The organism is Sphingopyxis sp. CR5, from assembly GCF_059693785.1.
The window spans coordinates 327441-349310 of record NZ_JCATIE010000002.1 but is presented as its reverse complement, the minus strand read 5'-3'; the positions used below and the strand labels follow the sequence as shown (position 1 = coordinate 349310).

The window sequence follows — 21870 nt, the reverse complement described above, 5'->3', positions numbered from 1 at the left end:
TTCCTCAAATCGGATCGTAGGGAAAGACATGCGCCGACACCTCGTCGGCGCGCGCGAAGGCGGGGCGGAAGGCGGGGATCAGCTCGTCGGCGATCGCCTCGGCGGTCCAGCCTTCGAGCTTCGCCATCGAGCGGACGGGACGCGGTTTCGAGAAGAGCAGGATCTCGTTCTTGCGGACGCTGAAGATCTGGTTCGTCACATCCTGCGACAGGTCGGAGGCGAGATAGGCGACGAGCGGCGCGATCTTGTCTGCCGACATTTCCTGGAGCCGTTTGACGCGCTCCTGCTCGGCGGGGGTCGTCGCGGGGATCGAGCTGGTCATGCGGCTCCAGGCGAAGGGCGCGATGCAGTTCGAGCGTACCCCGACGCGCGCCATGTCGAGCGCGATCGACTGCGACAGCGCTACGACGCCCAGCTTCGCGGCCGAATAATTGGCCTGGCCGATATTGCCGATCAGCCCGCTGGTCGAGGTGAAGTGGATGAAGCTGCCCGACTGCTGCTCGCGAAAATAGGGTGTCGCGGCTTTCGAAACGTTGAAGACGCCGGTCAGGTTGACCTCGATAACGCTCTTCCAGTCTTCATAGCTCATCTTGTGCCAGATGGTGTCGCGCAGGATGCCGGCATTGTTCACCACCGCATCGATACGGCCGAACTTGGCCACCGCATCCTCGATGATGCTCGCCGCCTCTTTCGGATCGGCGACATTGCCGAAATTGGCGATCGCCTTGCCGCCTGCCGCGATGATGTCGCTGGCAGTCGTCTCGGCCGGGGCCGCATCGCCGCCGTCGCCGGCCTGCGCCACCCCGGGGTCGTTGACCACCACCGCCGCGCCTTCGGCGGCGCAATGCAGCGCGAGTTCGCGTCCGATTCCGCGTCCTGCGCCGGTGATCGCGACCACCTTGCCGTCCAGACATTTGCCCATGGGCACTCTCCCGTCGAATCAATCGATAGCGCGATAGGAGGAGCTCCGCATCATTTCAACATTGAGAATTGATTTTTCACATATATGAAAATAGGGGAGGCGTATGACTGGTCCCGTCCGCTCCGTGTCCCAGGCTTTCGCCATTCTCCGCGTGCTCGGCGATGCGGGTCCGCTGTCGCTGTCGGACGTCGCGCGGATCGTGGGGCTCAGCCCATCGAGCTGCCTCAACCTGCTCAGAACGCTGGTGGGCGAGGGCGCGCTCGAACGCGAGGCCGGGTCGAAAGCATACAGGCTCGCGCCCGCCTGGCAGGAGGCCGCCCTGTGGCGCGGGGACGGCACGGCGCGACTGGTCGCGCGCGCGCGGCCGTCGATGGCGCGCTTTGCACAGCAGTCGGAGGCGGCGGTGGGGCTGTGGAAAATCGTTTCGCGCGAGCGGATGCAGCTCGCCGCGCACGCCGAAAGCGACGCCGGGATGCGGCTGCGTCTCGCCGACGACCAGCGCCAGCCGCTTGGCGGCGGAGCCGCCGGGCGCGCGATCGCTGCGGCGCAAGCGGTCGACGACCTCGAACTCGCGCGGCGCTTTGCACCGGTGCGCTGGCAGGCACAGCTCGCCTTCGACACCTATGCGCGGCAGGTAAAGGACGCGTCGTCGCGTGGCTTCGCCATCGACGAAGGCTTTGCGCATCGCGGCGTCGTCACCGTGGCGACCGGGCTTGTCGACATCGATCCGGGCTTCTGCCTGTCGGCGTCGATCGTCGCGGGGTCGCGCAGCGCCGACGAGATCGACCGGCTGGGGGCCGACCTGATCCGCCTGCGCGGCGCGCTATCCGAAAGCGACCGGCTCTAGCGGTGCGCGGCCTTCCAGGCGCGCACCGCCGCCATCGTCTTTTCGATATGCGCCTGCGGTTTGCGGTCGGTATAGCTCAACAGGATCGTCCCGTCGGGCGCGATCACGAAGGATGTCCGGTCGGACAACATGCGGTTGCCCGCGCCCTGCATGACCGTATCATATTTGACGGCGACCTTTGCGCCCGGGTCGGCGGCGACGGCGAACTTGTCGCGGCATTCGGACTTTGAAAATTCGGCGACGCGGTCGATGTTGCCGGCGGTGACGCCGATGACGCGCGCACCCAGCTTGTTAAAGTCGCTGGTCGCTTCGGCAAACAGATGCGCCTCGATCGTGCAGCCGGGCGTAAAGGCGGCCGGGAAGAAATAGAGGACGACCGGCCCCTTGCCCAGCACCTGTTTCAGCGACAGGCTGAACGGCTTTCCGCCCTGCGCGGCGTTTAGCGTGAAGTCCGGTGCCTTGGCGCCCTGTTGCAAAGCCGCCATGCCCTGCATCGGGACCGATGCCAGCAACAGGCCGAGGCCGAGCGATAATCCAATCTTTTTCCGGTTCGTCATCTGCCATCCTTTCAGCCCGGGCCGATCGCGGGCGCCGCGCACGATATCCTAACACCGATTATTCGCGGTTGCGGCGAAAAAGTTGCACGTAACGAACGGGCTGGCGAAAAATTCCGTAGCAGCCGTGCTCGTCCCTTCTGCCCGCGCCGGTTCGTCGTATCGGCAGGGCCTGTCAGCCTTTGTCATCATTAGGACGATCATCGTCAAACGACAAAGGCACGTCGCCGGCCATAGATCGATTGTGACGCAATGATCGATGGGTGGGGCATGACGAAACGATTTTGGAGCAGCGGCGCGGCGATTGCACTGGGACTGGCGGCGTCGCTCGGCGCCACCGACGGGCAGGCGCAAGAACAGTCCGGCGCTGCGGGCTATGACCAGCTTGCCGCACAAACCGGCGAGCGCGCGGGCGATCCCGACTTCGACTATCGCCTGGGCATCGCCGCGCTCGATGCCGGTCATTATGGCGAAGCGGTCCTCGCCTTTCAGCGGGTGCTGGCGGTCCAGCCGGACAATGCCCCGGCGCGGGCCGAGCTCGCCCGCGCCTATGCGCTCGCCGGCGATATCGATACCGCGCGGCAGGAGTTCGCGACGGTCGTCGACGACCCCAGCCTGCCCGATCCGGTGCGCCAGCGCTTCACCGGCTTCGTACGCCAGTTCGATAAACAGATCGCGGGTGGCGGGTCCGATATCTCGGGTTTCGTCGACGCCCGCATCGGGCACGACAGCAATGTCAACGCGGCGACGGACCTGACCACGATCGTCATTCCGCTGTTCAGCTTTCTCGGCCCTGGTACGCTCGGTCCGGGCGCGGTTGCACAGGATGACGAATTTTACGAGATCCAGGGCGGCGTTTCGGCCGTGACCGCAATCGGACGGCAGGACCGCCTGTTCGCCAGCGCGCTCGCCAACTGGCGTGACAATTTCGACAGCCGCGCCTTCGACCAGGCCGCGCTCACCGGCACCGCCGGCTATGCCCACAGCTTTGCGGACCGCGACGTGCTGTCCCTGTCGGGGCAGGTCCAGAAATTCTGGCTTGGCCACGATGGGTATCGCACCTCCTATGGCGCGATCGCACAATATACGCGGACGCTGGACGGCGGGCGCGCGTTGACGCTGTCGGCGCAGTGGAGCCGGCTCGACTATGACGGCGCGCCGCTGCGCGATGCCGATCGTTATGCCGTGGGTATCGGATATGTCACGCGATCGGTCGCGGCGAACCTGACCGGCGGCAAGGAGGAAACCCGCCGGCAGGCCGGCGATGCCGAATCCAACTGGTTTGCGGGGGCCAATGTCGGCGGCGAATTTCCGGTCGCCGGCCGCGTGGCGATCGTTGCCGGGGCGGCCTTCGATCTGCGTCGGTACGACCAGCCCGATCCCCTGTTCCTGACGAAGCGTCACGATGAACGCATCGACCTGACGGCGGGGGTGAAGGTCGCGCTGACCGACAACCTCTTCTTTCAGCCGCGCGCGACCTGGACGCGTAACTGGAGCAACATCGCGCTCTACGACTATGATCGCTGGACCGTTTCGGCCGGCCTTCGCCTCGAATTCTGATCCGCCTGATCCCTGGGGAGAGACCACGCCATGACCGTCAATCACAAACTTCGCCTCGGCACCGCGCTGATGGTCAGCGCCTCGAGCGTGTCGCTCGCAATGCCTGCGCTCGCCGCCGACGTGCTGTTCTCGTCGAAAGGCGACCGGGCGCTCTCGATCGGAGAGCGGGTCCATCAACTCGATGGGCTCAGGCAGGTGCGGCTCGATAGCGGAGCGACGGTGTCGGTGCTCGACGCGGCGGATTACCGGATCAACGCCGATGGCTCGGTCGATCTTTATGCCGGAGCCCTGACCGTCGCGGGTGGTGAGGATGAAACGACGGTGCGAATGCCCGATGGCGTCGAAGGACGCGTCACGGGACGCGGATCGGCGGCGAGTTTCAGCGTCGCGGCGGACGGCACCGGCCGTGGCCATGTGATGACCGGACGGGCGACTGTCGGGCGCGCCGGCGAAGCGCGCCGGTTCGATGCCGGCGAAATGTTCGCTTTTGCGCCCGGCAAGCGCCCCGAACAGACGGTCGCCAACGGCGCCCAGCCGACGCCCGGCGCGTCGCGGGGGGACGTCGCGGCGATGGCCGAAGGCGGACCGGCCGCTGCGGCGGCGAACGGTCTGCCCGTGACGCTCGGCAATGCGCTCGCGGCGGCGGGCGCGTCGAGCGACATATTGGCGGCGGCGCGCCGCGTCGATGCGGCAGCGGCCAATCCGGCGATCGAAACCTTCCCGAGCGGCGATCTGGCGCTGCTGGTCGCGAACGCGGGCGGCGTGGCGCAGGCCTTTGGCGGCGCGCCTTTCCCCGAAGCCCAGGCCGACATCGTGCGAACCTATCTGGCGTGGCTTGCCGGGGGCGGATCGGGGGCCGGCTTCCTGTCCGCCTATGCCGGCTTCCTGACCGATTATCTCGACCTGCTGCGCTCGGGCGCGGCGCCGTCGAGCTTCGGCGATGCGCGCTTGGGCGATATCGCGGCCTTCCTGGCCTATAGCGAGCGGACGGGCGCGCTCGCCCGGCTCGGCACCAGCGATCGCCTGTTGGCCGACGCCTATCTGGCCTTTCTGAAGGACGGCGGGAATCCCGACCTGTTCGCCGGTCGCTTCGTGGACCTGGCCCGGGCCTATTTCGCGTTCGTTCGCGCCGGCGGCGATCCCGCCGATTTCACCGGGGCGAGAGCCGACACGATCGGGCGCTACGTCGCGTTCCTCGCCGACAGCGGCCTGGCACAGCAGCTCGGCGCGAGCGATCGCGCCCTGCTCGACGCCTATCTGGCAAGCGGCGGCCTGGCCTTTGCCGGGCAATATCGCGCGGCCCTTGGCGACTATTACGCCTGGCTCGCAAGCGGCCGGCTGCCCGGCGACTACGGCGCGCTCGATGCCGCGACGCTGCGGGCGTATCTCGAAACCCTGTCGCGTACCGGCTTGCTCGCCACGGTCGCCGGCGATCAAGCGGCCTTCTTCACCGCCTATCTCGACTGGTTGCGCGGCGGCGGCGCGCCCGACGCGTTCGCCGGCCTGCCCGCGAATGTGTTTGCCGGCTATGCGGGCAGGCTCGACGCCTATTTCGCATGGCTGGCCGCAGGCAATCTGCCCTCGGCCTATGACGGCGCCGACATCGCGCAGTTGCAGGGCTTCATCGCGCAACTCCAGTCGGCGGGCGCACTCGACCGCTTCCTCGGCGAGCGGGCCGATTTCTTTGCGGCCTATCTTGCGTTCGTCCAGGGCGGAGGACAGGCCGACGCCTTTGCGGGCCTCAATGCCAATATTTTCGCGGGCTATGCCCAGGCGCTCTCGGCCTATTACGACTATCTGGAAAACGGCGGGGTGCCGTCGGCCTATGGTGCGCTGACCCAGGCGCAGGTGCGCGCCTATCTCGCCGCGCTCGACCGCGCGGGGGCCAGCGCGTCCTTCCTCGCGGATCTTTCCGACTTCTATGCCGGATATTTCGCCTTCGTCGCGGGCGGCGGCAATCCCGATCAATATGCCGGGCTGCCGGTCCCGCCCGATTATCCCGCCTTTGCCGCGGCGCTCAACGCCTATGCCGCCTTCCTCGCGGGTGGCGGATTGCCCGCCGATTACGATGCGCAGACACTGGCGACGCTCCAGATCTATATCGACGCGATCGCCGCGTCGGGACAGCTTGCCGATCTGCTCGGCGACAATGCCGACCTGCTCGATGCCTATTTCGCGTGGATTGCCGGGGGCGGATCGCCCAACGGGTTCAGCGGCCTGCCGGTCTATGCCGATTATGTTTCTGCCCTGAACGCCTATTATGCGTTTCTCGCCAGCGGCGGCCTGCCGGCGGATTACGGTGCGCTGACCCCCGCGCAGGTTCGCGCCTATCTCGCCGCGCTCAACACCGCCGGCGGCCTGGCGGCCTTCGCCGATCTCGACGGATTCTTCGCGCCCTATTACGCCTATTTGGCGGGCGGCGGCGACCCGGCGAGCTACGCCGAGCTGCCGGTGTACGACGGCTATGTCGCGGCGTTGAACGCCTATTACGCCTATCTCGCCGGCGGCGGGCTCCCCGGTGCCTATGGCGCGTTGACGCAGGAACAGGTCGCGGCCTATCTCGCCGCCCTGAACGCTGCCGGCGGCTTTGCGGCGCATGGCGATCTCGATGCCTTTTTCGGCGATTATTACGCCTTCCTCGCGAGCGGCGGCGATCCAGCGGATTATGCCCGGCTGCCGGTCTATGCCGGTTGGCTACAGGCGGTGCAGGCCTATTACGCCTTCCTGCTCGGCGGCGGCGTTCCGTCCGAATATGGCGCGCTGACCCCCGAACAGGTCAAAACCTATCTGGCTGCGCTCGACCGGACGGGCATTCTCGACGACCGGCTTTCCGGCGCGACGCTCCAGTTCCTGACCGACTATCTCGCCTGGCTCGAAACGGGGAGCGATCCCGACCAGTTCGCCGGACTGCCCGGCAATAGCGGCGGGCCGGACACGCCGGATAATCCGGCCTATGCGGGCGGTTTCCCCAGCGGCGTCAGCGGCGCGCGGGCCTATGCCGTCAACGCCGGCGTATCCTATCAGGCCTCGGCAACGCCGCAGCTCGATGCGAACGGGGTGCTGACCGATGCCGGCGACCTTGCCATCGGCACCGCGCAGGCGGTCGATGTCGGCGGCGATGCCGCGGTGGTTGTCGGTCGCTATGTCGACGGCGCGGCGCGATTCCGGGGCGGCACCGTCAACGCCGCACCCGGCGGCGGCGTGCCGTGGGTCGTGACGGCGCCCGTCGCCGCGCCGCTGCCGACCAGCGGCACGATCGATTATGAGGTGCTCGCGGCGACCAGACCGGTCTTTTCGTCGGGCCGTGCGGCGCCGGGCAGTTTCGATGCCAATCTGACGATCGGCTTCGGTCCCTCATCGCTCGCCTATGGGTTCGACGGCACGATCGTCATGCCCGAAGACGGCGGCGACGTCCGCTATGATTTCGCCTCGGAAGGGCGCGATACCGGCGCGCTGGTCGACACGTTCACCATCAACCCCGTGTTCAACATGAATGGCAAGATGACCGGCAGCGGCGACGCCTGTTCGAGCGACAATTGCCTGATCCTCTTCTACGGCGGCTTCGGCGGTTCGGAAGAGCGGCTCGGCATGACGTATCAGACCGTCGACAATCCCAATTTCCGGTCCGCCGAACGCATCCAGGGCACCGTGGCCTTCGCCGCCACCGGAGAAGCGGGGAGCGGGAATGGCGACGGTGGCGATCCGGTTCTGGCCGCCAGCGACGGCGTGGCGCCGACCGGGGCCGCGGGCAATGTGTTCGCGTTCCAGGGCGCGGGTGGTGGTGGTCAGGGGAGCGCGACGAGCATGACCGTGACCGACGGCCTGCTCACCGACGCGACCGCTTCGTTCGCGGCCGTGGCCTACACGCCAAATTCGGCAAGTACCGTCGAAAAGGGAGGCGATCAGGGCCGCATCGGCTGGTCGCGGATCGCTAATGTTCCCGTCGGCTATCGCGGCGGGACGGGCCAATCCTTCACCGCGACCGCCTATCCCGGCCAGTCCTGGCATACATTCTGGGGCGCGCCGGCGGTCAACCTTCCGGTCAGCGGGCTCGTCACCTACGATCTGATCGGTGCCACCACCCCGACGCAGTCCAATGCGCGGCCCGGCACCGGCAGCTTTGCGGGCAATTTCGCCGTCGATTTTGCGACGCTGGAGGCCGGGCTGGAAGGGCGTCTGTCGTTCGAGGGCGAGACGTATAGCTTTGCGAGCAGCGGCGGTGTCGCGGATCCGTCGATGGCAATCCGTGACGACGGGGCCGGGGGCATGCGCTTCAACGAAAATCTGGCGACCAGCACGAGCGCGGGGGCGAGTGTCGCGCGCGGCACCTATGTGCAGGGTTTCCTGGCGGGTGACGGCGCAACGCACGCTGGCATCACCTATTCGGTGCGGGTCGCGTCGAGCAACGCGATACAGGGCGCCGCGACCTTCCGCGCGCAGCCGACGGTGAACAACAATCCCTATGCGACGGCGCCTGGCGCGCTGATCGCTTCGTCCGGGGAAGGCGGCGAATGGGGACGGTGGTCCGTGCCGGTGCCGGGCGACGCCCCGACCGACGGAATGCCGATGGCCTCCGCTCCGGCAAGCGCGGTGCGCGGCGGAATCGACCGCGACGCCCAGCGGCTGAAAGCCGAAGCCCTGCTCGGCGGGCTCGTCACCTTTCCGCAAAAATAGGGGCGGGAGGCGTCCCTAACGGGCTTTGTCATCTCGATGACGGGCTTGGTGTGTGGGCCGGGGCGAGCGGGCACGGCATGGTCATTCCCGGCACAGACATGGGAGGGCCACATGAACAAGTCGATTATTGCGCTGACCACGACCGCGCTTTTCGCCGGCATCGCGACACCCGCCGTCGCGGCGGAAAAGGACGAGGTCACGCTCAACAAATGCGATCGCAGCTATGGAACGATCGCGGTAGTGGAAGGCGATACGCAGGGCTGGTCGGACTATGGTCTGGGCTCGCCGCGCGAGCTGATCAATTCGCTCGCGATCGAATCGGGATGCTTCACGCCGCACAACGCGGCAGCCGGCACGCCCGCCGACTTCCTGATGAATGTCGTGGCCGGCGATTCCGAAGAGGTCGACAAATCGGTCGAGATGGCGAAATCGGCCGCTGTCGAGGGGCTGGTCCGCTCGGGCGCGGCGGGAAGCATCGTGTCCAAGGTTCCGGTCGGCGGCGCCCTGCTCGGCATGTTCGGCGGTCTGGGCGGCAAGAAGAAGCGCGTCGCGGCCGGGATCAAGCTGTTGAGCCCGGCGACCGGCCAGGCGGTCGTTACCGGCACCGGCGAGGTGCGCAAGACGTCGATCAGCTTCGGCGGCAACGATGGATGGACCGCCGGTGCGAACGCGGCAGGCTATGGCGCGAGCAAGGATGGCAAGATGCTCGTCGAAGCCTTTGTCAAGGCGTTCAACGCGGTGTCGGCGCAGGGCGCCACGCTTGCATCGTTGCCGGTCGCCCGGGCCGCGGCGCCGGCGGCATCTGCCACGCCCGAGGCAACCGTTGCGATCGACACGGTGATGCGGGCGACCCCCGCCGCCGATGGCGCGTCGGTTCGTTCGCTGCGCGCCGGGACAGATGTGGTTCCGACCGGAAATCGCAACGGCCTGTTCATCGAAGTGAAGGACGGCTACGGGACCCAGGGTTGGGTGTCGGTCGAAGACCTTGGCTGAGAACCCGGCTTGCCCCGGCCCGGCGGCTATGCCACAAGGGCCGGGGTCGCATATCCGGGGGGATGATTGCGCCAACATCATGGAAACGCTGAAAATCCTTTATGTCGAGGATGATCAACGCGCCGCGAGCGAGGTCCAGGAAATGGCCGCGGGGCGCGGCGATATCGTCGTGTGGGAAAACAGCGGGTCGGGCGGCCTGCTGCGCGCGGGGATGGAGAAATTCGACGTCATCATCCTCGACCGCATGCTCGGCGACCTCGACGGGCTGACGATCCTGAAGCGGCTGCGCGAAAGCGGGGTCGGGACCCCGGTCCTGATGCTTTCGGCGCTCGGCCGGACCACCGACCGCGCCGAAGGTCTCGACGCCGGCGCCGACGATTATCTCGCCAAGCCTTTCGAGGCGCAGGAACTGCTCGCGCGGCTGCGCGCGCTACACCGCCGCGCGGTGGGCCGCGAACATAGCGCCGTCATCCTCTATGGTGCCTTCGAATGCCATGTGAAGGCGCGCACGGCATTCCGCGACAACCGTCACCTGTCGCTCAGCCCGCGCGAATTCGAACTGTTTCGCTATTTCATGGAAAATGCGGGCGAGGTCGTGACGCGCGAGATGCTGTTGCAGGATGTCTGGAACATGTCCTTCGACCCGCAAACCAACGTCGTCGACGTCAATGTGGGTCGGATGCGGCGCAAGCTGGAGGACGGGTTCAAATCTCCGGCGCTCGAAACCATCTGGGGCTCGGGCTATCGCCTGCTGGACGGGAGGTAGCGATCGCTTCGCGCCGCTCCATCTTTTCCCGCCTCGTCGCCGTCGCGATCCTGTTTTCGATCGCGCTGGTCGTGGGGCTGTGGGCGATGACCGACCAGACGATCCGGTCGACGCTTGACGCATCGGCGCGCAAGGCGGTGGATGTCGATCTTGCCGGGCTGGCGGACATCCATGCGACGAGCGGCCCCGACGAACTCAAGCGTCGGATCGCCGACAGGCTTGCGATCACCCCGCGCGATGGCAGCGCGCCGCATTATATGCTCACCGATGCCGGCGGCGCCGTGCTGGCGGGCGATATCCGTCGCTGGCCCGAACTCGACCCTTCGGTTTCGGAAAGCGGGGCGATCACGGTCGGCGAAGGCACGAGCGCCTATGCGCGGGCGACCCGGCTCGCGCCCGATCTCCAGTTGCTCGTGGCCCGGGAAACCGCGGACAATGGCGCGCTGCGCCAGCATGTCGCCATCGTGTTTCTGGGCGGCGGGGCGCTGTTCGTTCTTATTGTCGGCGCTCTCGGCAAGCTGGCCGCCGGGCGGTTGCACTGGCGGATTCAGCGGATCAACGATGCCTTTCGCGAATCCGACGACGACCGCCTGATCGCGATGCGGCCCCGCGGACGTAGCGACGAAATCGACGAACTGACCGGCCATAGCGCAGCGGCGCTGGCGCGGCAGAAACGGTTGGTGGAGGCCTATCGCGATACGTCGGACCAGATCGCGCACGAAATCCGCACCCCGCTGATGCATCTCGACGGCCGCTTGACCAAGGCGCTGGCGGCCGATCCGGGAGAAGGGGTCGCCACGCGGCTGCTCGACGGCCGTGCCGACATCAAGCGGCTCGTCGCGATGCTCGAATCGCTGCTCGACATAGCGGCGAGCAAGGCGCGGCAAGGCGACCGTCATGGGCTGAAACGGTTCGATCTCAGCGAAATGGCAACCCGGATATGCGAGCTTTATGCCGACAGCGCCGAGGAATCGGGCCATTTGTTTACCTGGGACATCGCCCCCGGCATCCGCTTCGATGGAGAGGAGATGCAGCTTACCCAGCTTGTCACCAACCTGCTCGACAATGCGTTCAAATATGTGCCGAGCGGCGGTTCGGTACACCTCTCGCTTGCCGCCGGGCCGGTGCTGACCGTCGCCGACGACGGGCCGGGGATAAGCGAAGTCGATCGCGAGAAGGTCTTTCGCCGCTTCTATCGCAGTCCGGGCGATGCCGCCGGTTCCCCCGGCAGCGGGCTGGGCCTCGCCCTCGCAAAGGCGATCGCCGAACGCCACGATCTGTCCATCGCCGTGGCGCCGTCCGAACGGGGCGCGACATTCGTCGTGAGGGCAAGGGAGGCATGATGAAGGACACGGCTTCGCTCGGTCTGGGGCTATCGCTGATGCTGCTTGCGGGCTGCGCGGTGCCGCGCGCTACGGAAGTGACTCCCGCGCCAGCCTCTCTTGCGAGCGGGCTGGCGCGGGACATGGCGGCGGCCGACGCGGCATTCGAGGCACGCGACACCGACGCGCTCGCCAAAGCCCTGCACCGGATCGATCGCCGCAACCCCCGCGCCATCGACGATCAAGCGGCCGATCCGGTGGCGCGCTGGCGAAGCGCGGTGCCCGACATCGATCCGCCGGTTCGGGGCCGGGCTCTAGGTCCCGGATATGTCCGCGGCACGCTTGCGCCCGGCGCGGCAAGGAGTCTGGACCAGCTGTTCCTGTCGGGCGAGGCGGCGACGGTCGCGGCCACATCGCGTCCGCAGAAGAATTTGCGGCTGAAAATCTTTGACGGTGCGGGCCAGGTGGTTTGCGATCGATCGCCGGCGCATGTCGGCGACTGTCGCTTCACCCCCGTTTTCACGCAGCGCTACCGGATCGAACTCGTCAACGGCGGGGGCGGCATGGCGCAATATTATCTGGTGGTCGACTAGGGTTCCGGCTTTGGGAGGGGCGAATGATGAAGAGGGCATCGTACCGCGCGGCGCGGGCAGGGCTGTTGGCGGCGGCGCTGTCGTGCAGCGCCGTCTGTCACGCCCAGCAGGCGCCGGTCGACCGCACGCGACTCGACGATCTGATCGCGCAGTTCGACGCGGCCGAACCCGACGCCGATCCGGCAGGCTATCGCGCGCTTGCCGACCGGGCGTTCGCCGAAGCGCGACGCCTGTATCCGCCGCGCCATCCGGAAATCGCGGCCCGCGAACTCTATGTCGGGATGGCGCTGGCGGTGGCAGGCGACATGGACGCCGCGCTCGGTATCGTCGACCGCGTCCTTCCGGTTCTGGAGAGCGAGGCCGCCTATCGCGGCAGCTGGCGCAACGCGTTGAGCACCCGCGCCTATATCCTCAATTTCAAGGGGGAGCATGACGCGGCGCTCGCGATCAACGAGCGGCTGATTGCCGACTATGAGGCCTATCCGAACGGACGGAACGAGCGCGACTATGCGACCAACCTGTCCAACCTTGCGGCCTCCTATCTCGAGCATGGGCGGCTCGACGACGCGCTGGCGCGCAACGGCCAGGCGATCGATATCGCCCTGACGCTCGATCCCGTTCCGTCGGACGTTGCGATCTGGAATGCCAATCGCGTCGTCTATCTCTATTCGGCCGGCCGTACCGAAGAGGCGGTTGCCAACGCGCGCGATGCGATCGCCCGCGTTGGCGGCGCGATTGGCGCCGACCATCCGATGATGGCCAATCTCTATGCCAATCTCGGCGCAATCCTGCTGCGCGTGAACCGCCCGCACGACGCGATGCCGATGATCCGCCGTGCCTATGAGCTGACCGAACGGGCGAACGGCGGACCCAACCAGAACAGCGCGGCGATGCGCGTTCAGTTCGCGCAGGCCCTGATCCGCGCGGGGCGCGATGCCGATGCCATCGCTTTCCTCGATGCCGCGACTCCGATCATCGACGCCCAACTCGGCGCACAGAGCGATCGCGCGCTGGTCGCCCGCGACACGCGGCTGATCGCCTTGTTGAACAGCGGCCGGGCTGCGGAAGCGGAGCCGTTGGCCCGCGATCTGCTCGAGATTCGCGATGCGCGCCTGCCCGAAGGGCATCGCGACCGCGCCAATGCCCGCGACAACCTGGCAAAGGCGGCGTTTGCCAACGCCGACTGGCCCGTCGCCGAAAGCGCGGCGGGACAGGCGGTCTCGCTGCGCAATCGGATGCTGCCGCCCGACCATCCCGACCTGTTGCTGGCCCGCGCGATGCTGTTGCGGGTGCAGGACCGCGCCGGCACGGTCGCTGAACCGGACCTGATCGCGCGGGCGCGCGACCTGTTCAGATCGCTGACGCTAAACGCCAATCTCGCGCGCGGATCGGCGCAAGCCGAGCGTCAGCGGCCTGCCTATGGCTGGCTCGCCGAGCTGTTAGCCCGGCACGGCGCCATCGGGGATGCCTTCGAGGCGCAGCAATGGGCCGCGCGAACCAGCCTCGACGACGCGCTCGCGATCGTCGAAAGCGAACGAGCCGCCGCGTCCGAGCCGGCCTTTGCCGAAGCCGTTGGCAAGCGCCGCCAACTGCTTGCGGAACGGCAGGGGATCGAGGCGCGGCTCGACGCCAATCTGATGCGTCCCGATGGCGCCTTCGACCTGTCCGCCGTCACCCGCGATCTCGACGCCAATCGCCGGGCGATCGCGGTGCTTGACGCCTCGCTGCGCGCCGACCAGCGGGCACGGCTGTTTTTCGCGCCGTCGACCCTGGCGCAGTTCACTGAAGCGACCCCGCCGGCTACCGCGTCGGCGATGTTTACCGATATTGGCGATGCGTGGCTGGCGACGCTGGCGAGCGGCGCGCGGGCAATGCAATATCTGGTCGCCGACGGTGCGGGCGTGGATGGGCTTGTGGCCCGGTTGCGCGCCGCGATCGACGGTGGGGACGATTTCGACGCCGCTGCGGCCAAGGCGCTGTACGAGCGATTGTTCCCGGGCGACGCCACCGCTTCGTTGCACGGGATGAAGACGCTGGCCGTGGTTGCCAACGGCTCGCTCGACGCCTTGCCGTTCGGAATGCTTATGCCTGGTGGTCCGGCAGGCGAGTTCCTGATCGACCGCATGGCGATCGAGCGGATGATTCGGGCGCCCAATGGGGCAAGCCGCGAAGGCGCCAGCGACGCGGCCGGCGCGCTCGTCGCGCTTGGCGGGGTCGAGGGCCGGCGCGTCGGAACGGCACTCGCGATGCGCTCCGGCAGCGCCGCGCGCGCGATCGACGACCTGCCCGACCTGCCCGATGCGGAGCGCGAACTGGGCGCGCTTGCAAAGGCATTGGGCAGCGAAGGCGCGCATCTGCTGATCGGCGATCGCGCGACCAAAGCGGGCCTTCGGGCCGCGCGAGTCCAACCCGGATCGATCCTCGCGTTCGCGACTCATGGTTTGTTGCCCGGCGAATTCGACGGGCTCGACGAGCCAGCGCTGCTGCTGACGCCGAAGGACGGCGACGACGGGCTCCTGAAACCCAGCGAGATCGGCGCGCTGAGCCTGCCGGCGCAACTGGTGATCCTGTCGGCGTGCAATAGCGCCGGAGCGTCCGGGGCCGACCGGCCGCAGCTTTCGGGCCTTGTCCAGGGTTTTTTCCTGGCCGGCAGCGGCCAGGTGATGGCGAGCCACTGGGTCGTTCGCGATGACGTCGCGCGCCGGCTGTCCGTCGGTACGGTGAGGGGGCTGCGCATCGGCAAGGCGCCGGCCGACGCGCTGCGCGATGCGATCATGTCCGTACGCAAGGGATCGGACGGCGAGCCAGGGATCGACCAGCCGGCGCTGTGGGCGCCGTTCGAGCTCTTCTCGGGCTAGGATCGGAAACCCCGCACCGGTTCTACCGGGACCGGGAGGGTGGATCCGCCGGCGTTGCCGTGCGGAACGATCGACAGGGATCGTTCGTTCAAAGCCATGCCGGGTGCAGGAGCATCGACGATGCCCCTCCGCGCCCGGCGACTTGAAAGGAAAACGCCATGTTCAAATGGGCATTGATATTTGCCGCCATCGCCCTTGTTGCGGCGATCCTGGGATTTTCGGGCGTCGCCGGCGCCGCCGCCGGTATCGCGAAGATTCTGTTCTTCGTCGGCTTGGCCCTCGTCGTCCTGTTTCTGGTTCTCGGCTCCGCGGCGGCCAAAAAACTGAGCTGATCGCATCGGCGGCGCGACGCACGCCGTTCCGATACGGCGATGCGGCGCTGCCGACCCCGGAATATAATTTCCGTTCCGAGCTGTGGACCGAAGCTTGCGGGAACGTCGTTTCGATTGGGCGGTTGATGGACTGTCTGAAACCAAACGGGAGCTTGAGATGAAGAGTCTGTACCTGATGTCCGCTGCTGCGTCGCTGCTGCTCGCCGGTTGCGGTTCGCCGGACGCCGCAAACGACGATGTGGCCGCTTCGCAATCGGCTGACACCACGACAATGGGCACGATGCCGGCGGAGGCCGGCGCGACTCAGAGCGCGGTCGCGATGTTGCAGACCGCCGACGGCAAGCCCGCGGGCCGGGCCACGGCGACCGCCGCCGACGGAGGCGTCGCGGTGTCCCTTGCCGTAGAGGGCCTGCCCGCCGGAAAGCATGGCGCGCATGTGCATACGACTGGAAAATGCGACGCACCGAAGTTCGAAACCGCCGGCGGTCACTGGAACCCGACTCAGGCGAAACACGGTCTCGAAGACCCCGCCGGGCAGCATGCCGGCGATATGCCGAACCTCGTCGTGGGCGAGGATGGACGCGGCACGCTTTCCTATCAGCTGGAGGGCGCGACCTTCGCAGGCCTGCTCGACAGCGACGGGTCGGCGATCGTCATTCATGCCGGGGCCGACGACCAGAAGACCGACCCGTCGGGCGACAGCGGTGCGCGCATCGCGTGCGGTGTGTTCAAGGCGGAATAGGTCGGCCGGCTGGCGCCCGCCGCATCGTCGCGGCGTGTGCCCCCGGGGCACGCCTTCCCTAATTGCAAAGCCTGTCCGGCCTACCTGCCGGACATCGGGAGACCCATGTTCAAAAGCTTCGTGCGAAATTACCCCTATATCCATCTTGGACTTGGCCTTGTCGGCAACATGCTGTTCTTCGTCGGCTCCATCCTGTTCCTCGACCGCTTTTCCGCCTGGCACCACGCCGCGATCCTGATGTTCATCGTCGGGTCGGCGGGCATGCTGTTGGGCGCGATCGGGAAGGCGGTGACCGAACTCGAAGCGGCTAGGCGGGATCGGGGGTCAGCCTACCGCGGCAGCGCAGACCCCCCGCGCAGCCACGCCCCCGGCGGATGATCTGCGTAAAGTTGGAGCAAAAGCCGGGCGTGGCGGAACAGCGCGGAGGCGCGGCGCGTACTGTCGCCATGATGCCGCAGAATCCTGCCTTTGCCCTATCGGTCATGCCGCTGCTTCTGCTCGCGGCCTGCCATGAACCGGACGAGCAACAGGCACCGCGGCATGTTGCGGAGCAGCGCGTCAACGGGGCGGGGAAAGGCCCGCTTGCTCGATCCTCCCCGACTTCGGCGGCGACCGGTCAAGAGGCGCGCGCCGCCGGGCGCGGCGGCGCCGCTGATCCGTCGCCGCGGTCCTGTGCTGCCGAGCGTGGGGCAAACAGCGTCGACCGTCTCGTCCAGGCGTGCCTTCGCGTATCGCCGGCAACGCGGCCGCCCTGCAATGCCGCCAACAGCTGCGCGATGATCGAGGACGAGATTGCGCGAAGCTGCGCGCTCCTTGGCGACGATGCGGGGCACGTCGAGGCATGCCGGGTTCGGGCGGGCAGCCGTCAGGCGGCGCTCGATGTCATCGGGCGATATTATGCCGCGCTCGATGCGCGGGATTTCGGGACGGCCTGGGCACAATGGGGTGCCGACGGCAGGCCCGGCCAGAGCTTTGAAGAATTCCGCGCCGGGTTTGCGAAGACGCGGTCCACACGGGTCTCGATCGGTCAGGCGGGGGATGCCGAAGGCGCGGCGGGCTCGCTCTATATCGAGGTGCCGGTTACGGTCGACGCAACGCTTGCATCAGGGCGACGCCAGCGTTTCAGGGGCCATTATGTATTGCGGCGCGTGAACGGCGTCGATGGCGCCAGCGCCGAGCAATTGCGGTGGCATATCGACGCTGCACGACTGCAAGCGGTGCTCGTCGAATAGCCGGCGGGGTCGCCGCGCCGCTCGTCGATTTTCCTTCGATGTTGCTGGAAGGCAATGGTGCGGGCGGGTATCGCGCATGGCTGATGCCGTGGCCCGACGGGACGCTCGCCAGAAAGACGGGGCCGTTCACGACGCCGTGGCGCACCGTCCTCGTGGGCGACAGCCCCGCCGCGCTCGCCGACAGCCGTATCACGCTGAACCTCAACGAACCGAGTAGGCTTCCCGACGTTGCGCGGTGGTTCAAGCCGGGGAAATATGTCGGGATCTGGTGGGAAATGCACCTTGAAAAATCGACGTGGGGCAGCGGGCCGAAACATGGCGCGAATACCGCCAATGTGAAGAGATACATCGATTTCGCGGCCAAATACGGCTTCGACGGCGTGCTCGTCGAAGGCTGGAACGAGGGGTGGGACGGCGACTGGATTGCGAACGGCGACAAGTTCAGTTTTACCAAGGCCTATCCCGATTTCGACATGGACGAAGTGGCCCGTTACGACAGGTCTAAAGGCGTGAGGCTGATCGGCCACAATGAAACCGGCGGAGCCATCGAGAATTACGAGCGTCAACTCGATGCGGCGTTGAAGCTTTATGACGAACATGATGTGCGGATCATCAAGACGGGATATGTCAAACCGAGCGGGACAATCGTCGACGCTCGCGGCGGCCAGCAATGGTTCGCCGGCCAATACGCCGTCCGCCACCATCTCGATGTCGTCAAGCGCGCGGCCAAGCATCATATCGCGATCGACACGCATGAGCCTGTCAAGGACACGGGGCTGCGCCGCACGTGGCCGAACTGGGTCAGCCGCGAAGGCGCGCGCGGACAGGAATTCAACGCCTGGGGCGACCCGACGAACCCTCCCGATCATATGACGATCCTGCCCTTTACGCGGCTGCTCGCCGGGCCGATGGACTTCACCCCGGGGATTTTCGATATAGCGCGTGGCGACAAGCCGCTGGCGCGCCGGGTTCAGTCGACGCTGGCGACGCAACTGGCCGAATATGTGGTGGTCTATTCGCCGATCCAGATGGCGGCCGACCTGCCCGAAAACTATGAGGCGCGACCCGATGCCTTCCGGTTCATCCGGGATGTGCCGACCGACTGGGAGACCTCCCGGACGCTGCAAGGCGCGATCGGCGACTATGTCGTCGTCGCCCGGCAGCAGCGCGGCCAGGGGGACTGGTATCTGGGGGCTATCACGGATGAGGAAGCCCGCACGCTCGATTAGCCGCTCCGTTTCCTGACGCCGGGCAAACGCTATGAAGCGACGATCTATGCCGATGGGCCGGGCGCCGACTATCGCACGAACCCGGCGGCCTTGGCGATCGAAACGCGCTCGGTGACCAGCGCCGACGACCTGACGCTGAAACTGGCCCCCGGCGGCGGCGTGGCGATCCGCTTCCGCCTGCTCCCAGCGAAATGATTCCGGTGCCGCCGCCCCGCCGGCTTGGTTCGCCGGGCGCTGGAATTGTTCCGGGCGATGCTGAAACGCCCCTCCCCTGAAGGGGAGGGGCTTGAAAATGCATCGATCAAAACCGGAAAAACTCTAAGGAATATAGGCGATCGGGGGGACGCCGTGGCGATAGGGGGCGTACCAATTGTGGGCGCCCGGCCATTTCGTCTGGTATTTCTTGAACTGTGGCCCGGTCGGCAGGCTGTCTTCGTTGCGGATCGTCCACATCAGCAATTCGGCCATGAGCGCGGCCTGCTCGGTCGCGACTTCGGGCCTGCCGAACAAATTGTCGAGCTCGCAGGGGTCGCGAGCAAGGTCATAGAGCTGGCCATATCCCATCATGTCATAGATCAGCTTCCACCGGTCCATCCGCACCATCTTCTGATTGCCGCTTTGGGTCACCATGTTGAGTTCATCGAACCCGTCATCCTTGCGCCCCGCCACGTCGGGCGGAATCGCATCGCCCGCTTCATAATAGAGCCCGCCCAGCCCGGCTTCGGCATAGATGCTGCGAAACTCGACCTCTGGATAGGGTTGCCCTTCCAATAGGGGGCGCAGGCTTCGTCCCTGGACGCCGTGCGGGATCGGGGCGCCCATGAATTCGCACAGCGTCGGCATCAGGTCGGCCATCGATACGAACGGCTTTTCCCCGATACCGGGCGTCGCCTCGATGCCGGCGCCATGCCAGACCATGGGAATGTGGACGAGGGTTTCGGGCAGGCCGACACCTTTGCGGCCGAGACCATATTTCATCAGATAGTCGCCGTGATCGGACACGCGCACGATGATCGTGTCGCGCATCAGGTCCCTGGCCTCCAGATGATCGACGAGACGTTTCACCTGGTCGTCGATCAATTTCAGCTGCCCCAGATAGTTGGAAATATAGCGCCGGGTCAGCCTGTCGGTATCGGGTTCGCCGAACAGTTCGAGCTGGTGGAGCCATTTGGCGCGAAAGCCAAGGCGATCGAGCGCCTCGAGCCCGGCGCAAGGCTCGGGCAGCGCATCGGGCGGGAACATGTCCCAATAGGGGGCGGGCACCTGTTCGGGGTTATGCGGTTCCGCGATCGAGACCTGCATGAAGAACGGGGACGCCGCCGCCTGGTCGATGAACTCCATCGCGTCGGTGACGATGCGATAGGGAAATTGCGCCTCGACGGGGAAGGGGGTCGCCTCCTGCGCGACATTGAAGCTCAGCGCCTGAATCCATTTTTCATAGGCGGCGAGCATCGCCTTGTCGCCGTTGGTCTTGTCGCCCTTTTCATGGTTGTAGAAGCGCCAGAAATCGACCTTGGGGCCCGGCTTCATATAGGTGTGGTTCTTGCCGACCAGCGCAGTGCGATAGCCGCGCGCCTTTGCGACGTCATAGAGGTCTTGTTCGTAAAAGGCGGCGTCGGCCTGGAAATTCATGCGGACGCGGTGGGCGCCAGGCCAGCGGCCCGTCAGCATCGACGTGCGGCTGGGTGTGCAGGCGGGCATCGTGCAATAGGCGCGCTGAAAATCGACCCCGCCGGCAGCAAGACGGTCCATCGTCGGCATCGTATCGAACGGATAGCCCGACCGCTTGGTGAGGCCCGCCGGGTTCTGGTCGGTGATCAACAGGATGATGTTCGGCGGACGCCCGCCGCGCGCGGCGGCCCCGCCTGGCCGGCCTTCGGCCGCGGCGGCCGGCGCCGCCATCAGTTCGCGGCCGCCGATCGCTGCGACGATCGCGCCGCTTGATGCGTGACGCAGGAAATCGCGCCGCTGGATCTGTTCGCGATCGTCTGTCCCGGCCATGCGCGTTGTTCCTCTCTGCCTGATCGACGCCGGATCGGTTCCCGACAAGGGACTTGCGTATTGGCGCCTATATTATAGGATAAATATGTGTTATTGGGTCGAGGAGCGAAGTTCAAGTGATAGTTGGAAACATTCTGCAACGGCAGACGAGGTGCGCGCGCGCGCTCGCTTTCATCGGCGCGGCCTTGGCGATGAGCGCATGCGTGGGGGCGCAAGGGGGCGCAGCGAATTCGGCGGCCGCAGCCGATGGCGCGAGCGACAGCTTTACCAATCCCCTCCTGCCCTCGGGCCCCGATCCGTGGGTCACGCAGGTCGACGGGATCTATTATTACACCAACACGCTTCGCAACCGCATCGCGCTCTGGCGCACCGACAATATCGGGCATCTGGCGAGCGCCGAGCATCGCACGGTGTGGACGCCGCCCGCAACGGGGCCGAACGCCCACCTGATTTGGGCGCCCGAACTGCATCGGATCGACGGTAAATGGTTCATCTATTATTCGGCCACCGCGAGCGGGTTCAACGACGACAAGCATCGCAGCGTTTTCGTGCTCGAGAATGACGGCGACGATCCGTTGACCGGGGAATGGATCGACCGCGGGCGCGTCAACACCGCCCACAGCGGCATCGACGGCACGGTCTTTTCCTATGGCGGCAAACGCTATTTCGCCTATTCGCCCTATCTGGGGCCGATCAGCGGGCTCGCGATCGCCGAGATGGCGAATCCGTGGACGCTGAAAGGCGAGGAGCGCGTGATCGCGCGCGCCGACCGTCCGTGGGAGATGCAGGGCGGTCGGAGCATCGTCGAGGGTCCCGAATTTCTTTTGGGCCCCAAGGGCGATCTCTTTCTTACCTATTCGGCAAGCGCCTGCTGGTCGGACGACTATGCGCTCGGCATGCTCCATGCCGCACCGGGGGCGGACCCGCTCGACCCTGCGGCCTGGACCAAGCTGCCGCAACCGGTCTTCAAACGCGGCAACGGCGTTTATGCCACGGGCCACAATGGATTTTTCAAATCCCCCGATGGCAAGGAAGACTGGATCATCTATCACGCCAACCCCGAACCGGGCATGAAATGCACGCTGAAACGTGCGCCGCATATCCAGCGCTTTGGCTGGACCGCACAGGGCTGGCCCCAATTCGGCGCGCCGGTGGGCGAGGGGATGCCGCTGCCCGTGCCGTCCGAATAGGGGCGCACATCAGAAAGGCCGCGGAGACGCCCGCGGCCTTTCCATCTTCCGCCTC

General features: G+C 66.5%; 16 protein-coding genes and 1 pseudogene. 14 read left to right on the top strand and 3 right to left on the bottom strand.

Annotated features, from left to right (window positions below):
- Positions 1–4: 4 nt before the first annotated feature.
- Complete coding sequence (locus AC58D2_RS04475; protein WP_497387734.1) at positions 5–922, bottom strand: SDR family NAD(P)-dependent oxidoreductase; 918 nt, start codon at positions 920–922, stop codon at positions 5–7.
- Between the two features lie 103 nt (positions 923–1025).
- On the opposite strand from AC58D2_RS04475, the gene AC58D2_RS04470 reads away from it, so the two are divergent.
- On the top strand, positions 1026–1769 hold the full coding sequence (locus tag AC58D2_RS04470; protein ID WP_497387732.1) for a helix-turn-helix domain-containing protein: 744 nt from the start codon (positions 1026–1028) through the stop codon (positions 1767–1769).
- Here the strand turns inward: AC58D2_RS04470 and AC58D2_RS04465 are convergent.
- Entirely contained in the window at positions 1766–2326 is a 561-nt protein-coding gene (locus tag AC58D2_RS04465) for a peroxiredoxin (protein WP_497387730.1), read from the bottom strand. The two genes, AC58D2_RS04470 and AC58D2_RS04465, sit on opposite strands and share 4 nt — an antisense overlap.
- A 267-nt stretch (positions 2327–2593) precedes the next feature.
- Between AC58D2_RS04465 and AC58D2_RS04460 the strand changes: the two genes are divergently transcribed.
- The 12 genes and pseudogenes from AC58D2_RS04460 (at position 2594) to AC58D2_RS04405 (ending at position 18819) form a co-directional block, all read left to right on the top strand.
- Positions 2594–3883 (top strand): tetratricopeptide repeat protein, encoded by a 1290-nt coding sequence (locus tag AC58D2_RS04460; RefSeq protein WP_497387728.1) that lies wholly within the window; start codon positions 2594–2596, stop codon positions 3881–3883.
- A gap of 30 nt (positions 3884–3913) precedes the next feature.
- A complete protein-coding gene (locus tag AC58D2_RS04455) occupies positions 3914–8557 on the top strand; it encodes a hypothetical protein (RefSeq protein WP_497387726.1) in 4644 nt (1547 codons plus the stop codon).
- 111 nt (positions 8558–8668) lie between these two features.
- Positions 8669–9550, top strand: coding sequence for an SH3 domain-containing protein (locus tag AC58D2_RS04450; protein ID WP_497387724.1), 882 nt, complete (start codon positions 8669–8671; stop codon positions 9548–9550).
- 79 nt (positions 9551–9629) lie between these two features.
- Positions 9630–10316, top strand: a complete 687-nt coding sequence (locus tag AC58D2_RS04445) for a response regulator transcription factor (protein ID WP_497387722.1) — start codon at positions 9630–9632, stop codon at positions 10314–10316.
- A gap of 86 nt (positions 10317–10402) precedes the next feature.
- Entirely contained in the window at positions 10403–11659 is a 1257-nt protein-coding gene (locus tag AC58D2_RS04440; protein WP_497387720.1) for a sensor histidine kinase, read from the top strand.
- A complete protein-coding gene (locus AC58D2_RS04435; protein ID WP_497387718.1) occupies positions 11656–12231 on the top strand; it encodes a hypothetical protein in 576 nt (191 codons plus the stop codon). The genes AC58D2_RS04440 and AC58D2_RS04435 overlap by 4 nt, the downstream gene beginning before the upstream one ends.
- A gap of 23 nt (positions 12232–12254) precedes the next feature.
- Positions 12255–15089, top strand: coding sequence for a CHAT domain-containing protein (locus AC58D2_RS04430; protein WP_497387716.1), 2835 nt, complete (start codon positions 12255–12257; stop codon positions 15087–15089).
- 158 nt (positions 15090–15247) lie between these two features.
- Positions 15248–15421: a DUF1328 family protein gene (locus tag AC58D2_RS04425; RefSeq protein ID WP_497387714.1), complete on the top strand. Its 174-nt coding sequence runs from the start codon at positions 15248–15250 to the stop codon at positions 15419–15421.
- Between the two features lie 157 nt (positions 15422–15578).
- Positions 15579–16163: a superoxide dismutase family protein gene (locus AC58D2_RS04420; protein ID WP_497387712.1), complete on the top strand. Its 585-nt coding sequence runs from the start codon at positions 15579–15581 to the stop codon at positions 16161–16163.
- A 105-nt stretch (positions 16164–16268) separates the two neighbouring features.
- On the top strand, positions 16269–16541 hold the full coding sequence (locus AC58D2_RS04415) for a YrhK family protein (protein ID WP_497387710.1): 273 nt from the start codon (positions 16269–16271) through the stop codon (positions 16539–16541).
- Positions 16542–16645: 104 nt separating this feature from the next.
- Positions 16646–17395 (top strand): hypothetical protein, encoded by a 750-nt coding sequence (locus AC58D2_RS04410; protein ID WP_497387708.1) that lies wholly within the window; start codon positions 16646–16648, stop codon positions 17393–17395.
- Positions 17350–18819: pseudogene (locus AC58D2_RS04405) on the top strand (glycoside hydrolase family 97 catalytic domain-containing protein). Before AC58D2_RS04410 ends, AC58D2_RS04405 begins: the two are co-directional and overlap by 46 nt.
- Before the next feature lie 123 nt (positions 18820–18942).
- Here the strand turns inward: AC58D2_RS04405 and AC58D2_RS04400 are convergent.
- On the bottom strand, positions 18943–20625 hold the full coding sequence (locus tag AC58D2_RS04400; protein ID WP_497387706.1) for a sulfatase-like hydrolase/transferase: 1683 nt from the start codon (positions 20623–20625) through the stop codon (positions 18943–18945).
- A 191-nt stretch (positions 20626–20816) separates the two neighbouring features.
- Here AC58D2_RS04400 and AC58D2_RS04395 point away from each other — a divergent pair, with 191 nt between their 5' ends.
- Positions 20817–21815, top strand: a complete 999-nt coding sequence (locus tag AC58D2_RS04395) for a glycoside hydrolase family 43 protein (protein WP_497387704.1) — start codon at positions 20817–20819, stop codon at positions 21813–21815.
- The last annotated feature ends 55 nt before the right edge of the window (positions 21816–21870 follow it).

Coding starts and splice junctions, on each gene's coding strand:
- AC58D2_RS04435 (WP_497387718.1), top strand. CDS start 11,656: ATGATGAAGGACACGGCTTCGCTCGGTCTGGGGCTATCGCTGATGCTG.
- AC58D2_RS04400 (WP_497387706.1), bottom strand. CDS start 20,625: ATGGCCGGGACAGACGATCGCGAACAGATCCAGCGGCGCGATTTCCTG.
- AC58D2_RS04445 (WP_497387722.1), top strand. CDS start 9,630: ATGGAAACGCTGAAAATCCTTTATGTCGAGGATGATCAACGCGCCGCG.
- AC58D2_RS04470 (WP_497387732.1), top strand. CDS start 1,026: ATGACTGGTCCCGTCCGCTCCGTGTCCCAGGCTTTCGCCATTCTCCGC.
- AC58D2_RS04475 (WP_497387734.1), bottom strand. CDS start 922: ATGGGCAAATGTCTGGACGGCAAGGTGGTCGCGATCACCGGCGCAGGA.
- AC58D2_RS04415 (WP_497387710.1), top strand. CDS start 16,269: ATGTTCAAAAGCTTCGTGCGAAATTACCCCTATATCCATCTTGGACTT.
- AC58D2_RS04430 (WP_497387716.1), top strand. CDS start 12,255: ATGATGAAGAGGGCATCGTACCGCGCGGCGCGGGCAGGGCTGTTGGCG.
- AC58D2_RS04410 (WP_497387708.1), top strand. CDS start 16,646: ATGCCGCTGCTTCTGCTCGCGGCCTGCCATGAACCGGACGAGCAACAG.
- AC58D2_RS04450 (WP_497387724.1), top strand. CDS start 8,669: ATGAACAAGTCGATTATTGCGCTGACCACGACCGCGCTTTTCGCCGGC.
- AC58D2_RS04460 (WP_497387728.1), top strand. CDS start 2,594: ATGACGAAACGATTTTGGAGCAGCGGCGCGGCGATTGCACTGGGACTG.
- AC58D2_RS04420 (WP_497387712.1), top strand. CDS start 15,579: ATGAAGAGTCTGTACCTGATGTCCGCTGCTGCGTCGCTGCTGCTCGCC.
- AC58D2_RS04395 (WP_497387704.1), top strand. CDS start 20,817: ATGAGCGCATGCGTGGGGGCGCAAGGGGGCGCAGCGAATTCGGCGGCC.
- AC58D2_RS04465 (WP_497387730.1), bottom strand. CDS start 2,326: ATGACGAACCGGAAAAAGATTGGATTATCGCTCGGCCTCGGCCTGTTG.
- AC58D2_RS04440 (WP_497387720.1), top strand. CDS start 10,403: ATGACCGACCAGACGATCCGGTCGACGCTTGACGCATCGGCGCGCAAG.
- AC58D2_RS04425 (WP_497387714.1), top strand. CDS start 15,248: ATGTTCAAATGGGCATTGATATTTGCCGCCATCGCCCTTGTTGCGGCG.
- AC58D2_RS04455 (WP_497387726.1), top strand. CDS start 3,914: ATGACCGTCAATCACAAACTTCGCCTCGGCACCGCGCTGATGGTCAGC.